Raw genomic sequence first — 14,820 nt, forward strand, 5'->3', positions numbered from 1 at the left:
TCTTACGGGACGGGGGGGGTGCCCGCGAGCACGCTGGTTGGGTGTTCATGTTGGGGTCTTGGCGGTCGCCACCTGGGGGCTGCGCAAGCTGCACAGGCCGTAGTAGATCAACCCGCCCAGGGCCGAGCCGGTGAACCAGCCGTAGCTGTAGAACCAGTTGAAGGCGCTGCTGCCCAGGGACATCAGGGTCAGGGCCACCGGTACGCCGAAGGCGATGAAACCGTGCCAGTTCCACGCCGGGTAGACGTCGTCGCGGTACAGGCCGGCCAGGTCCAGGCGCTGTTTCTTGATGATGAAGTAGTCCACCACCATGATCCCGGCAATCGGCCCCAGCAGGCTGGAATAACCCAGCAGCCAGTTGGAATACACGGTCTCCAGGCTGACGTCGGAAATCAGCAGGCCGAGCTTTTTCAGCAGCTCGTGGCCCATCAGCGCCAGCCCCACCAGGCCGGTGAGGATCACCGCGGTGGTGCGGCCGATCAGCTTGGGCGCCAGGTTCTGGAAGTCGTTGGTGGGCGAGACGATGTTGGCCGCGGTGTTGGTGGACAAGGTGGCGATGATGATCAGCGCCATGGCCAGGGCGACCCAGCCTGGGCTCTGGATATGGCCGATCAGGCTCACCGGATCGGAGACGGTGACCCCCACCAGCTTCACCGAGGCGGCGGTCATCACCACCCCCAGGGCGGCGAACAGGAACATGGTCAGCGGCAGGCCGAAGATCTGTCCGAGGATCTGGTCCTTCTGACTTTTCGCGTAGCGGCTGAAGTCGGGAATGTTCAGCGACAAGGTGGCCCAGAAACCCACCATCGCCGTGAGCCCGGCCATGAAGTAGCCGGTGACGCTGGCGCCCTCGGGGCGCTTGGGCGGGATCGCCAACAGCTCAGTCAGCGACACGCTGGGCAAGGCCCACACCAGCAGGCCGATGCCCACCGCCACCAGCAGCGGCGCGGACAATGTTTCCAGCCACTTGATCGACTCGGCGCCGCGCAGCACCACCCACAGGTTGAGGGTCCAGAAAATCATGAAGCCGATCACCTCGCCGGTGCCGCCCAGGGCCTTCCAGCCCTCGAAGATCGAGCCCAGGAACAGGTGGATCGCCAGCCCGCCGAACATCGTCTGGATGCCGAACCAGCCGCAGGCCACCAGGGCGCGGATCAGGCACGGCACGTTGGAGCCGATGATGCCGAACGAGGAGCGCAGCAGCACTGGGAACGGAATGCCGTACTTGGTGCCGGCAAAGGCGTTGAGGGTCAGGGGCACCAGCACCACGATATTGGCCAGCAGGATCGCCAGCAGCGCCTCGCCGACACTGAGGCCGAAGTAGGCAGTGAGCACCCCGCCGAGGGTGTAGGTGGGCACGCAGATCGACATGCCGATCCACAGTGCGGTGATGTGCCATTTGTTCCAGGTGCGCTCCTGGACCTGGGTCGGTGCTATGTCGTGGTTGTAACGGGGGCTGTCGAGTACGTCGCTGCCGGCGTCCAGCTCGTACAAGCCGGCGCGCTCGGTCACCTGGGATCTGATCTGTTGCATGGCCGCTCCACTGTTGTTCTGATTATTTTGCTCATCAGGCCGGCGCACCAAGGGACAGCGCGCCGGACGATGGCCGGAGAACTTACGACTTCCACCCTCCGGCACATCGACCTGCGGCGGCACTCAATAAAGATGCCAAGTACTTGCGCGGTCGTTGCTGCACGGCTGGCGGAATCCATGTAAACAACTGATGTCATTGGGTTTTATGCAAGCAACTTTCAAGCCCCTGGTTAGTTGCCAATCCACTCAGGCCGGGTGTTTGGCAAGTTGTCCATTCGATCAGGACCCAAAGCAGTGCACGGTTATTTTTCTAGTTATTTCCCGGTCTTCCCAGCGCCTCCTCAAGCAGCTGATTTGACATAGGAAATCTCGACTATTTTTCGATCCTGTCAAGTGCGTCAAAATGGTGAGAGGCTGCACCATTTTGCAGATTTGAACTTTTAATCGTTATATTTCAACAAGTTATATTGAATATAAGCTTATAAAAAATATTCTTGATGTTTCTTTGAAGTGCGACTAGCTTCTAATCCTGTCACCGATGACAGGATTGTTTAAGTTATCAGTGCGTTCAATAAAAAAGTTAGAACCGGCACAAGTCGGTCATGCCTGCGAGGAACTCGGAATGTCTCTGTTGATCCGTGGCGCCACCGTTATTACCCATGATGAAAGTTATAAAGCCGATGTGCTCTGCGCAGACGGTCTAATTCGCGCCATCGGCAACAGTCTGGATATTCCCGTCGGTTGCGAAGTGCTCGATGGCAGCGGCCAATACTTGATGCCCGGCGGCATCGACCCCCATACCCACATGCAACTGCCCTTCATGGGCACCGTGGCCAGCGAAGACTTCTTCAGCGGCACGGCGGCGGGCCTGGCAGGGGGCACCACCTCGATCATCGACTTCGTGATTCCCAACCCCCAGCAGTCGTTGCTGGAGGCCTTCCAGCAGTGGCGCGGCTGGGCGGAAAAATCCGCCAGCGACTACGGTTTCCACGTCGCCATCACCTGGTGGAGCGAGCAGGTGCGCGAGGAAATGGCCGAGCTGGTGCAGCACCACGGCATCAACAGCTTCAAGCACTTCATGGCCTACAAGAACGCCATCATGGCCGCCGACGACACCCTGGTGGCGAGCTTCGAGCGCTGCCTGGAACTGGGGGCGGTACCCACGGTACACGCGGAAAACGGCGAGCTGGTGTATCACCTGCAACGCAAGCTGCTGGCCCAGGGCATTACCGGGCCGGAAGCCCACCCGTTGTCGCGGCCTTCGCAAGTCGAAGGCGAAGCCGCCAGCCGGGCCATTCGCATCGCCGAGACCCTGGGCACGCCGCTGTACCTGGTGCACGTCTCGACCCAGGAAGCCCTGGACGAAATCAGCTACGCCCGAGGCAAGGGCCAGCCGGTCTACGGTGAAGTGCTGGCCGGGCACCTGCTACTGGACGACAGCGTGTACCGCGATCCGGATTGGCAAACCGCCGCCGGCTACGTGATGAGCCCGCCCTTCCGCCCCCGTGGCCATCAGGAGGCCCTGTGGCGCGGCCTGCAATCGGGCAACCTGCACACCACCGCCACCGACCACTGCTGCTTCTGCGCCGAACAGAAAGCCGCCGGCCGCGACGACTTCAGCAAGATCCCCAACGGCACCGCCGGCATCGAGGACCGCATGGCCGTGCTCTGGGATGAAGGGGTGAACAGCGGGCGCCTGTCGATGCAGGAATTCGTCGCCCTGACCTCCACCAATACCGCGAAGATCTTCAACCTCTACCCGCGCAAGGGCGCGATCCGCGTCGGCGCCGATGCCGACCTGGTGCTCTGGGACCCGCAAGGCACGCGGACCATCTCCGCCAAGACCCACCACCAGCAGGTGGACTTCAACATCTTCGAGGGCAAGACCGTGCGCGGCGTGCCCAGCCACACCATCAGCCAGGGCAAGCTGGTGTGGGCCGACGGCGACTTGCGGGCCGAACGCGGCGCCGGGCGCTACATCGAGCGCCCGGCCTACCCGGCGGTGTTCGACCTCTTGAGCAAGCGCGCCGAGCGGCACAAGCCGACGGCGGTTAAACGCTGAGACCGGGGGGGCGTTGCCCCCCTATCGCGAGCAAGCTCGCTCCTACAGAAACCCATGCCCCCTGTAGGAGCTGGCTTGCCAGCGAAGGCGCCCGCAAATCCCTTGTAAGAGTCAAAGGCCTATTCGCCGGCAAGCCGGCTCCTACGGATATGGGTGATCCCAGCTATAGAAAATGCCCGTCAGAGGCAACCAAGAAACGAACCGTGAGGCCAAAACCGTGATCAAGACCTTGAACCACTTGCCCCACCCGACCCTGGACAACGCCACCCTGGCCGGCCATTTCAGCGACCTGGCGCCGCCGCTCAACGCCCGCCAGGCCCACCTGGAAGCTTCGCGCTGCCTGTATTGCTACGACGCGCCCTGCGTCAACGCCTGCCCCAGCGAGATCGACATTCCTTCGTTCATCCGCAACATCCACACCGACAACGTCCAGGGTGCGGCGCAGACGATTCTCTCGGCCAATATCCTCGGCGGCAGCTGCGCCCGGGTCTGCCCCACGGAAATCCTCTGCCAGCAGGCCTGCGTGCGCAACAACGCCCAGGAATGCGCGCCGGTGCTGATCGGCCTGTTGCAGCGCTACGCCCTGGACAACGCGCACTTCACCCAGCACCCGTTCCAGCGCGCCGCGCCCACCGGCAAGCGCATTGCCGTGGTCGGCGCCGGCCCGGCGGGTTTGTCCTGCGCCCACCGCTGCGCCCTGCACGGCCATGACGTGGTGATTTTCGAAGCCCGGGACAAGGCCGGCGGCCTCAACGAGTACGGGATCGCCAAGTACAAGCTGGTGGACGACTTCGCCCAGCAGGAGCTGGAGTTTCTACTGGGCGTTGGCGGCATCGAGATCCGCCACGGGCACAAGCTGGGCGCCAACCTGAGCCTGACCGAGCTGCACCAGCAGTTCGACGCGGTGTTCCTCGGCCTCGGGCTGGCCGCCAGCAAGCAGCTGGGGCTGGAGCATGAAGACGCCCCCGGGCTGCTGGCCGCCACCGACTACATTCGCGAATTGCGCCAGGCCGACGACCTCAGCCAACTGCCCCTGGCCGAGCGCTGCATCGTGCTCGGCGCCGGCAACACCGCCATCGACATGGCGGTGCAGATGGCGCGCCTGGGTGCCAGTGACGTCAACCTGGTGTACCGCCGGGGCGTCGAGGACATGGGCGCCACCGAGCATGAACAGGACATCGCCAAGGCCAATCAGGTGCGCCTGCTGACCTGGGCCGCGCCGCAACAGGTGCTGCTGGATGACCAGGGCCGGGTGCGCGGCATGCGCTTCGCCCGTACCCGCATGGTGGAAGGCCGCCTGCAAACCACCGGCGACACCTTCGAACTGGCCGCCGATGCGATCTTCAAGGCCATCGGCCAGAGCTTCGACGCTACAGCCCTGAGCGACCCGCTGGCCCGGGAGCTGCAACGCAGCGGCGAACGTATCCAGGTGGACGAACACCTGCGCACCAGCATTCCTGGAGTCTACGCCGGCGGCGACTGCGTCAGCCTCGGCCAGGACCTCACCGTGCAGGCGGTACAACACGGCAAGCTGGCCGCAGAAGCCATGCATGCTCAACTCATGCTCAATGTGGAGGCTGCGTAAATGGCCGATCTGTCGATTGTCTTCGCCGGTATCAAGGCGCCCAATCCGTTCTGGCTGGCCTCCGCGCCGCCCACCGACAAGGCCTACAACGTGGTCCGCGCGTTCGAGGCCGGCTGGGGCGGCGTGGTCTGGAAAACCCTGGGTGAAGACCCGGCGGCGGTCAACGTGTCGTCGCGCTACTCGGCGCACTTCGGGCCCAACCGCGAGGTCATGGGGATCAACAATATCGAGCTGATCACCGACCGCTCCCTGGAGATCAACCTCAAGGAAATCACCCAGGTGAAGAAGGACTGGCCAGACCGGGCGCTGATCGTCTCGCTGATGGTGCCCTGCGTCGAAGAGTCGTGGAAAGCCATCCTGCCGCTGGTGGAAGCCACCGGTGCCGACGGCATCGAACTGAACTTCGGCTGCCCCCACGGCATGCCGGAACGGGGCATGGGCGCGGCGGTGGGCCAGGTGCCGGAGTATGTCGAGCAGGTGACCCGCTGGTGCAAGACCTACTGCTCGCTGCCGGTGATCGTCAAGCTGACGCCGAACATCACCGACATTCGCATGGCCGCCCGCGCCGCCCATCGTGGCGGGGCCGACGCGGTGTCGCTGATCAACACCATCAACTCCATCACCAGCGTCGACCTGGAGCGCATGGTGGCCCACCCCATGGTGGGCAGCCAGAGCACCCACGGCGGTTATTGCGGCTCGGCGGTCAAACCGATCGCCCTGAACATGGTCGCGGAAATTGCCCGCGATCCGCAGACCCGCGGCCTGCCGATCTGTGGCATCGGCGGCATCGGCAGCTGGCGCGATGCCGCGGAGTTCGTCGCCCTGGGCTGCGGCGCGGTGCAGGTGTGCACGGCGGCGATGCTGCATGGCTTTCGCATTGTCGACGAGATGAAGGACGGCCTGTCGCGGTGGATGGACAGCCAGGGCTACCACAGCCTGCAGGACTTCTCTGGGCGCGCGGTGGGCAACACCACCGACTGGAAGTACCTGGACATCAACTACCAGGTGATCGCCAGGATCGACCAGCAGGCCTGCATTGGCTGCGGCCGCTGCCATATCGCCTGCGAAGACACCTCGCACCAGGCGATTGCCAGCCTCAGGCAGGCCGACGGCAGTCATAAATATGCAGTGATCGACGACGAGTGTGTGGGTTGCAACCTGTGCCAGATCACCTGTCCGGTGCAGGACTGCATCGAGATGGTGCCCCAGGAAACCGGCAAACCGTTCCTCGACTGGCTGCACGACCCGCGCAACCCCTACCGCGAAGCTGTTTGAGAGAGAGGCCTGCTCTTGCCGGCGAAGGCGGTCTTGCGGGCCTCTTCGTTGGCAAGCCAGCTCCTACGGGAAGCGGCGATGCAGGTTCAGGGTTCCAGCCCGATACCCCGCAGGATGACGCTGGTGACGGTCTGCACCGCCCGTTCGAATTGCAGGTCCGACAGGGGCTGGTGGTCGTTGAGGATCATCACTTGATGATCAAAGTCGGCGTAATGCTGGGTCGAGGCCCAGATCATGTACAGCAGGCTCGACGGCTCCACCGGCAGGATCCGCCCGTCCTCCACCCACTGGCGGATCTTCGCTTCCTTCATCTTCGCCCAGTCGTACAGGCTGGCATCCAGGGTCTCGCCCAGGGTCGGGGCGCCGTGCATGATTTCGTTGGCCCAGACCTTGGAGCCATAGGGCCGGCTGCGTGAATGCTGCATCTTGGCGCGGATGTAGCTGCTGAGCACCACCCGCGGGTCATCGAACATCTCGAAGCACAATGCGTCCTGTTTCCACACATCCAGCAGGTCCAGGAGCACAGCGCTGTACAGCTCGTTCTTGGTGCTGAAGTAGTAATGCAGGTTGGAGCGCGGCAGTTGCACTTCTTCGGCGATGTCGGCCATGGCGGTGCCGGCATAGCCCTTTTCAGCGAAGATTTTCTCGGCCCCCAGGAGGATCTTTTCCACGTTGCTGCGACGAATCTCGATCTTGTGATTGCCCATGAGGGCTCCTACGAAAACAGTCTGGGGCAAGACTAGCATCCGCCCGCCCGCTGCGGGGAGCTGTCAAGCCTGCGACATCGCCGGCCTGTGTCGGTCTTTCACCACCCGGCCATATTGGGTAGGATCGGCCTCCCGCTCATTTGCAGCAGCCACTGCGGTGCTCCGTCCAGGCGTTAATTCGCGACACGGGCATACAGGTCTCTGCCCGAATGCCGGCCCTGCACCATCGCCGGCCATCTGTCCTGTTACCGATGGAACATGCTCATGAAGATTCGCCCTCGCGTCGCTGCGGACGACGCCCTGCTGACCGCGCTCTGGGAGCGTTCGGTCCGCGCCACCCATGACTTTATCGCTGAAGACGATATCCAGCGCCTGTACCCGCTGGTACGCGACAGCTACCTGCCGGCCCTTGAGGCCTGGGTCTGGGAGAACCCCGACGCCAGCCCCGGCGGTTTTATCGCCACCAGCGACGACACGGTACAAATGCTGTTCATCGAACCGGCCCAACGGGGCCAGGGCATCGGTCGAAAGCTCCTGGATCACGTACGCCGTCCCGGCCTCAAGGTCGACGTCAACGAACAGAACCCCCAGGCCCATGGTTTCTACCGTCGCTACGGCTTCGTCGACTGCGGTCGTTCGGAAACCGACGGTGAAGGCCGGCCGTTTCCGATCATTCACATGCAGTTGCAAGACCAATGAGCCCCATTCTCTTTAAAGGTAAACCTGCCATGTCCCTGAAAAACCTCTTCACCACCACCGCCCTGCTGACTTCCCTGCTGGCCGCCAGTTCGGTGTTCGCCCACGCCCACCTGAAAAGCTCGACCCCGCCGGCCCAAGGCAGTGTCAGCGCGCCCAGCGAGCTGCGTCTTGTATTCACCGAAGGCGTGGAAGCGGCCTTCACCCAGGTCAAGCTGAGCAAGGACGGCGCCCCGGTGGAGGTCAAAAGCGTCGCCACCGAAGGCGCGGACAAGAAGACCCTGGTGGTCACCCCGGCCGCCACGCCGCTGCGCGCCGGCGAGTACAAGGTGGAATGGCACGCCGTGTCGGTGGATACCCACAAGAGCGAAGGCAGCTACAGCTTCAAGGTGAGCCAGTAATCCATGGCGTCATGGCTGGTGCTGTGCCGCTTCGTGCACTTTGCGGTGGTGTTGACCCTGGTCGGCGCCTGGGTGTTTCGTCCGCTGTTGCTGGGCCGTGATCCAGCGCACAACGGCCATGGCGCCGTGCATCGACAGCTCGATCGGCTCAGCCGCTGGCTGGCGCTGATCGGCCTGGCCAGCGGCCTGTGCTGGTTGCTGCTGATCACCGCCAGCATGGCCGGCTCCTGGCCGGCAGCGCTGGACCCGGCGACCGTGCAGTTGGTGCTGGGCAAGACCTTCTTCGGCCAGGTGTGGAGCTGGCACCTGTCGCTCAACCTGCTGTTGCTGGGCCTGCTGCTGACCCCGCTGGGCCGGCGCCTGCCACTGCAACTGGGCCTGGGCGCCCTGCTCCTGGCAACCCTGGCTCCGGTGGGCCACGGCGCCATGCTCGATGGGCTGGCGGGGCAGATGCTGATCCTCAATCAGATCGTGCATTTAAGCTGCGTCGCCATCTGGTTGGGGGGCTTGCTGGTGTTGTTGCTGGTGTTGCGGCAACCCGCCGGGCTGTCTGTCGAGCCCTTGTTAAAGCGCTTCAGCGGCGTGGGTTATGGGCTGGTAACCGGCTTGCTGCTAACCGGCCTGATCAACGTGCGGGTGCTCACCGGGCAATGGTGGCCGACTCCATTGTTCAATGGTTTTGCCCTGATCCTGCTGATCAAGGTGCTGCTGGTGGCGGGGATGCTGGGGCTGGCGCTGTTCAACCGCCTGCGAATCCGCGGTTGCGACCAGCGCCTTGCCAGCCTGCGCAACAGCGTGCAGCTGGAATGGCTGCTGGGAGTGGCCGCAGTGGCCGCGGTCTCGTTGCTGGGCACCTTGCCGCCGATGCAAGTTATCTGAACGATCCCCCACCAGCCCTTGTAGGCGCTGGCTTGCCAGCGAAAGCGCCCGCAACATCGGCGCAAGTCTTGCGGACCGCTTCGCCGGCAAGCCGGCTCCTACGCAAAGCATCGAGCCTTGGGAAAACCCAGCCCTTGCAGGAGCTGGCTTGCCAGCGAAGGCGTGCAGCATCGGTGCAAATCTTGCCGGCCCCTTCGCCGGCAAGCCGGCTCCTACGTGAGGTGGTGTGTCGGCTATTGGCTGGTATCAATGCTGACCACCACCGACAACCCCGGGCGCAGGCGTTCAAGCTCCGGCTGGTCCGGGTCGACGGTGATCCGCACCGGCACCCGCTGGGCAATCTTGACGAAGTTGCCGGTGGCATTGTCGGCCTGCAGCAAGGCGAACTCGGAACCGGTGGCCGGGGAGATCCGCTGCACCTTGCCGGTGAATTTGCGGTGGTTCAGGGCGTCCACGGTAAAGCTCACCGGCTGCCCGACCCGGACGTTGTCCATCTGGGTTTCCTTCATGTTGGCAATCACCCACAGCTGGTTCGGCACCAGGGCCATGAGCTGGGCGCCGGAGTTGACGTAGGCCCCCAGGCGCACGCCGATCTGCCCCAGCTGGCCGTCCCGCGGGGCGAGGATGCGGGTGTTGGACAGATCGATCCGCGCCAGTTCCACCGCGGCTTCGGCGCTGGCCACCGCCGCTTCCAGGGAGCCGCGGTTGACGATCACGGTCTGCAGGTCCTGGCGGGCTATTTCCAGTTGCGCCTGGGCCTGGGCCACGGCGGCCACGGTCTGGGCATTGGCCGCGCGGGTCACGTCCAGTTCACGCCGGGACACCGAGCCGTCGGCAATCAGTGCTTCGTTGCGTTGCAGGTCGGCCGCGCTCTTGCGCGCCTGGGCCTGGCTGTCGGCCAAGGCCGCCTGGCGCAGCTTGATGGTGGCTTCGGCGCTGTTGCGCTGTTGCAGGGCATTGGCCAGGGCCGCCTTCTGCACCGCCAGTTGCGCCAGGGACTGGTCCAGGCGCTGCTGGTAGATACGGTCGTCAAGGCGCACCAGCAGGTCGCCGGCCTTGACCTGCTGGAAGTCCTGCACCGGCACCTCGAACACGTAGCCACTGAGCTGCGGGCCGATGATGGTCACCTGCCCCCGCACCAGGGCGTTCTCGGTGCTTTCGATGGCGCTGGAGAACGGTGGCAGTTGCCAGGCGTAGAGCACGATCAGCACACCGACGATGGCGATGGCGGCAAAGCCCAGGGACGAGATGATGCGCACCGCCAGCGGCCGTGGCTCGGTGGCCGGCATGGTCGGCGGGCCGCTGGGCTCGGGAGTCGAGGCAATGGCGTTGGTGGTGGGGTTGACGGTTTCGCTCATGAAGAAGAGGCACCACTTTGTTGAACGGGAGCCGGGGCGGCAGGCGCGACCGCTTGGGTCGTGCTCATCAGCCACAGGCTGCGAATGAATATCCAGATCATGGTCAGTACCGCAATCACCGCGATCAGCATGAATACATCGTTATAGGCCAGTACGTTGGCTTCGCGCGTGGCCGCGGTGGCCAGGCTGCGTATGCCTTGCAGGGTGCGCAGGTCCGGGTCGGCGATGACCTTGCCGTAGGCCGCCCCGCCGCTCTGTACCCGGGCCAGGACCTGGGGATCGAGCAGGGTCAACTGCTCGACGATATGGCTGGAATGGTACTTCTCGCGCACGATCTGGAAGGTCCCGAGCAAGGCCGAGCCGATCAGCCCGCCGAGGTTCTGGCAGATGCCGAACAGCACCGAGAAGCTCACCAGGTTGCGCGGGTTGGTCAGCACGTTGCGGGTGCCCAGGACCATGGTCGGGCCAAGAAAGAACGTACCGCCGAAGGCCAGCAGGAACTGGCTGAAGTACATGTTGGCCGGGCGCGTGAGGTTGCTCGAAAAGCTGTCCATTACCGACCCCACGGCCATCAGCGCCAGGGAAATGACCAGTGGCATCAGCAGGTGCGCCGGATTGATGGTCAGGGCGCTGGTGGCCAGCCCGGCAATGCTGCCCAGCAGCATCACCCCGTAGAGCATGCGCATCTGCTGGCTGCTCATGTTCAGCGCCTGGAGAAAGCCTACGGCACCGGTGGACTGTTCCGACAGCACCATGCGAATCAGTATCACTGCCAGGGCCAGGCGGATTATCGCCCCGCTGCCCAGCCAGCGGGTCATCAGCATCGGGTTACTGCGGTTATGTTCGATGCACAGCCCGGCCATGATCAGCAGGATCGAGGCGGCGCTGGCGTAGCCGATCCACGGCGCCTCCAGCCACCAGTCGATGCGCCCCAGGGACAGCACCGCGCACAGCAGGGCCACGCCAGTGGCCAATAGGGCAAAGGTCAGGAAATCGAGCTTCTCGAAGGTACGGAAGCGGTCCCCCGGCGGCAGCTTGAGCATGAACACGCAGCCCAGGGAGGTCAGCGCCAGGCCCAGTTCGAACAGGTACAGGCCGCGCCATTCGGCGATCTGCAGCAGGTCCTCGGAAAACAGCCGGGCCAGGGGCAAGGCCAGTTGCGAGGCGCCCAGCCCCAGCACCAGGGCCTTGAGCCGCCACTTCGCCGGGAAGGCCTGGACCATGTAGTACAGGCCCAGGGAGCTCAGCGCCGCGCCGACCATGCCGTGGGCCGCGCGCACGGCGATGGCCGAGCTCAGGTCGTTGACGAACAGGTGGCCGAAGGTCACCAGGGCGTAGAGCACCAGGAACACTTCGGTGAAGGCGCGCAGGCCGAACTGCTGGCGAAACTTCACCAGCAACAGGTTCATCGACACGTTGGTCATCACGTAGGCGGCCGGCAACCAGGCCATTTCCGCGGTGGTCGCCCCCAGCGCCCCCTGCAGGTACGGCAGGTTGGCGATCACCAATGAGTTGCCCAGGCCACCGGTGATGGCCACCAGCAAGCCCACCAGCGCGTAGGCCAGGCGCTTGTGGGTAGGGTGCAACGGTGTCGAGGGGGAGCCGGGCAAGCTGGGCTTTTCGTGGGGCTGCCAGTTGCGCGGGGCGTAGTGATCCATGCCATGACCTTGTGCTGTGCCGGCCGCTGTTGCGGCGGTCGGCGATATTCCCGGTGGTCCGGCAGTCTGCCGGAAAATCCCGCCGCCCAGGCAATGCCCGGGCTTGCAGGATGAATTTTATTTTAAGGCGCTGGCGTCGGTGGCTTTTTTTCGGAATCCTGCATGCGCTGGCCCCCGTCCTTCCCTGCCCTCGCCTGTTGGAGCCCGAATGCCCCTGAACTTTGTGAAGATGCACGCCAATGGTGACGACTTCGTGCTGATCGATGCCCGTGGCCGCACCAACCCGATCACCCGCGAGCTGGCCAGGGCCCTGGGAGACCGCCGGCGTGGCATCGGTTTCAATCAGTTGGTGGTGCTCGGCGATTGCAGCGACAGCGCGGCGCAACTGACCTTCTTCAACGCCGATGGTTCCAGCCTGGACACCTGCGGCAGTGCCACCCGGGGCGCCGCCGACCTGCTGATGCAGGAAAGCGGCGTCACCTCGGTGCAGGTGAAAACCGCCCGCGGCCTGCAGCAATGCCTGCGCCTTGAGGATCGGTCGGTGTCGGTGGAAATGGGCCTGCCTTCGTTCGACTGGCAGTCCATTCCCCTGGCCCGAGAGCTGGACAGCCTGCACCTGCCACTGCCGGGAACACCGGCGGCGTGCAGCATGGGCAACCCCCATTGCAGTTTTTTCGTCGACGACCTGGCACCGCTGGACATTGCCACGCTGGGCCCACAGATCGAGAGCGACCCGCTATTTCCGCACAAGACCAATGTGCACTTCATCCAGGTGATCGACCGCCAGACCATCCGCCTGCGCATCTGGGAGCGCAATGGCGCCATCCCCCTGGGTTCCGGCTCCTGCTCCTGCGCAGCGGCAGTCAACGGCATCCGCCGCGGCCTGCTGGACAGCCCGGTGCAGGTGCTGTGCGATGGCGGGCCGGTGACGGTGAGCTGGGACGGCCAGGGCAAGGTGCGCCTGGCCGGCAGCGTGACCCGGGTGTTCAGCGGGTCACTGTGAAGGGATTTACTTTTCCTACATCCAGCCCAGCCATTTCCACCAGGTCATGGCGAACACCAGCATCAGCAGGTAGCCGATCAGCGTCACCAGCAGCCCGACCTTGGCGAACTGCCGGGCATTGAAGGTCTCGGTACCCAGGCAGACCATGTTCTGCGGCGCGTTGATCGGCAGGATGAAGCCGTAGCTGACCACAAAGCCCAGGAGCATGGTCATGCCCAGGCGGCTGAACTCACCCGGCAGGGTCTGCAGCACGGCGATCAGGATCGGCAGCAAGGCTGAAGTCAGCGCCGTGGCGCTGGCGAACCCCAGGTGGATGAGGATCAGGAACGCCGCGAGAATCGCGAACACCGCCAAAGGCCCCACCTGGTCCAGGCCGGTATGGGCCACCACCTGGCTCCCCAGCCATTGCCCGGCCTGGGTGCTGAGCAGCGCCGACCCCAGGCTGATGCCGACGCCGAAGACGATCACCGTGCCCCAGGGAATGCGCGACTGCACATCCTTCCAGGTCATGATGCCGATCCGCGGCAGCAGCAGTATCACCAGCCCGGCGTAGGTGGTGGTCGTGGTGTCGAAGGGGTGCAGCTTGCCTTCGGTGGACCAGGCCAACAACAGCAGCACCGACACCGTCAGCAGGCGTTTCTGCGGCCCGGTCATGGGCCCGATGTCCGCCAGGGACTGGGCCACAGCCTCCTTGCCGCCGGGAATGCTGTCGGTTTCAGGCGGCAGCAGTTTCAGCACCAGCCACAGCAGCACCAAAGACATGATCACCGCCCAGGGCGCCCCGGCGATCAGCCAGTCGAGCCAGGCCACGCGCTGGCCGAGCATCTTGTCCATGAAACCCACGGTCAGCAGGTTCTGCGCCGCGGCGGTCTGGATCCCGACGTTCCAGATGCTGGTGCCCTGGGCCACGACGATCATCAGCCCGGCGGCGATATTGGAACGCTTGTCGACGCCGAAGGCGGCAATCACTCCCATCATGATCGGCACCACGCAGGCACTGCGCGCGGTGGCGCTGGGCACCAGCAGGCTGAGGAGGATGGTCACGGCGATGGCGCCGATAAGGATGCGCCGGGTGCTGGTGCCGACCCGGGTCAGGGTCACCAGGGCGATGCGCCGGTCGAGGCCGGTGTGGGTCATGGCGGCGGCGATGAACAAGGCACCGGCCACCAGGGCCAGGGCCGAATTGGAGAACCCGGTCAGAGCCAGGCCGATGGCCGCCGAGCTGCCATAGAGCTGGCTCGGGTCCTGCAGGGTCGGCGCGGTGCCGATGAGGAAGGCCATCAAGGCGGTGATCATGATCGCGCTGGCCTCGTAGGACACCGCCTCGCTGATCCACACCACCACGGCAAAGGCCAGGATCGCCAGCATCCGGTGCCCCGCCACCGGCAGGTCGGCGGGCAGTGGCAACAGCAGCACGGCAACCATCGCCAGCACGGCGATCAGCAATCCAATCGGTAATACAGCCTTGGCCGTGGGCGCCGTTGTTTCAGGCTTGGTCATGGGCCTTTTCCTTTTCAATTGGACAGGCGCCGAGCATGGCGCAAAACCCCCGAAAGCGCCTTGATGAAGGTCAAGCACGGCGTCCTGCAAGGGCTCACGCTGTCTGCGGGCTGAACGGGAAAACACCCGTAGAAATATTTTTTTACATCTATGCAGATTTTTC

At 64.3% G+C, this 14,820-nt stretch carries 12 protein-coding genes; 7 read left to right on the forward strand and 5 right to left on the reverse strand.

Features of this window, described 5'->3' with window-relative positions; translation table 11 throughout:
* Positions 1-45: 45 nt before the first annotated feature.
* Positions 46-1,533: an NCS1 family nucleobase:cation symporter-1 gene (locus tag AC1RL5_RS14605; RefSeq protein ID WP_093408747.1), complete on the reverse strand. Its 1,488-nt coding sequence runs from the start codon at positions 1,531-1,533 to the stop codon at positions 46-48.
* 622 nt (positions 1,534-2,155) lie between these two features.
* Between AC1RL5_RS14605 and hydA the strand changes: the two genes are divergently transcribed.
* From hydA to preA, 3 genes are all read left to right on the forward strand, one after another.
* Positions 2,156-3,595, forward strand: a complete 1,440-nt coding sequence (gene hydA, locus AC1RL5_RS14610) for a dihydropyrimidinase (RefSeq protein WP_492589617.1) — start codon at positions 2,156-2,158, stop codon at positions 3,593-3,595.
* 217 nt (positions 3,596-3,812) lie between these two features.
* Complete coding sequence (locus tag AC1RL5_RS14615; protein WP_492589619.1) at positions 3,813-5,180, forward strand: NAD(P)-dependent oxidoreductase; 1,368 nt, start codon at positions 3,813-3,815, stop codon at positions 5,178-5,180.
* A complete protein-coding gene (gene preA / locus AC1RL5_RS14620) occupies positions 5,181-6,455 on the forward strand; it encodes an NAD-dependent dihydropyrimidine dehydrogenase subunit PreA (RefSeq protein ID WP_093408756.1) in 1,275 nt (424 codons plus the stop codon).
* 86 nt (positions 6,456-6,541) lie between these two features.
* Here preA and AC1RL5_RS14625 read toward each other — a convergent pair whose 3' ends face one another.
* Positions 6,542-7,162, reverse strand: coding sequence for a TetR/AcrR family transcriptional regulator (locus AC1RL5_RS14625; protein WP_011060841.1), 621 nt, complete (start codon positions 7,160-7,162; stop codon positions 6,542-6,544).
* 264 nt (positions 7,163-7,426) lie between these two features.
* Between AC1RL5_RS14625 and AC1RL5_RS14630 the strand changes: the two genes are divergently transcribed.
* Genes AC1RL5_RS14630 through copD form a run of 3 tightly spaced genes read left to right on the forward strand, consistent with a single transcriptional unit; the run spans position 7,427 to position 9,138 of the window.
* Positions 7,427-7,861 carry a GNAT family N-acetyltransferase gene (locus AC1RL5_RS14630; RefSeq protein WP_011060840.1) on the forward strand — a complete coding sequence of 145 codons (435 nt, stop codon included), beginning with the start codon at positions 7,427-7,429 and terminating at the stop codon, positions 7,859-7,861.
* Between the two features lie 29 nt (positions 7,862-7,890).
* On the forward strand, positions 7,891-8,259 hold the full coding sequence (gene copC, locus AC1RL5_RS14635; protein ID WP_125063729.1) for a copper homeostasis periplasmic binding protein CopC: 369 nt from the start codon (positions 7,891-7,893) through the stop codon (positions 8,257-8,259).
* Between the two features lie 3 nt (positions 8,260-8,262).
* On the forward strand, positions 8,263-9,138 hold the full coding sequence (gene copD / locus AC1RL5_RS14640; RefSeq protein WP_103407951.1) for a copper homeostasis membrane protein CopD: 876 nt from the start codon (positions 8,263-8,265) through the stop codon (positions 9,136-9,138).
* A gap of 233 nt (positions 9,139-9,371) precedes the next feature.
* On the opposite strand, the gene AC1RL5_RS14645 is transcribed toward copD, so the two are convergent.
* A complete protein-coding gene (locus AC1RL5_RS14645; protein WP_019094312.1) occupies positions 9,372-10,496 on the reverse strand; it encodes an HlyD family secretion protein in 1,125 nt (374 codons plus the stop codon).
* Positions 10,493-12,154, reverse strand: coding sequence for an MFS transporter (locus AC1RL5_RS14650; RefSeq protein WP_011060836.1), 1,662 nt, complete (start codon positions 12,152-12,154; stop codon positions 10,493-10,495). Before AC1RL5_RS14650 ends, AC1RL5_RS14645 begins: the two co-directional genes overlap by 4 nt.
* A gap of 208 nt (positions 12,155-12,362) precedes the next feature.
* Here AC1RL5_RS14650 and dapF point away from each other — a divergent pair, with 208 nt between their 5' ends.
* Positions 12,363-13,157, forward strand: a complete 795-nt coding sequence (gene dapF, locus AC1RL5_RS14655; RefSeq protein WP_011060835.1) for a diaminopimelate epimerase — start codon at positions 12,363-12,365, stop codon at positions 13,155-13,157.
* Positions 13,158-13,172: 15 nt separating this feature from the next.
* On the opposite strand, the gene AC1RL5_RS14660 is transcribed toward dapF, so the two are convergent.
* Positions 13,173-14,657 carry a DASS family sodium-coupled anion symporter gene (locus AC1RL5_RS14660; protein ID WP_011060834.1) on the reverse strand — a complete coding sequence of 495 codons (1,485 nt, stop codon included), beginning with the start codon at positions 14,655-14,657 and terminating at the stop codon, positions 13,173-13,175.
* Positions 14,658-14,820 lie beyond the last annotated feature (163 nt).

The organism is Pseudomonas sp. GW822-FHT06D10 (genome assembly GCF_058799535.1).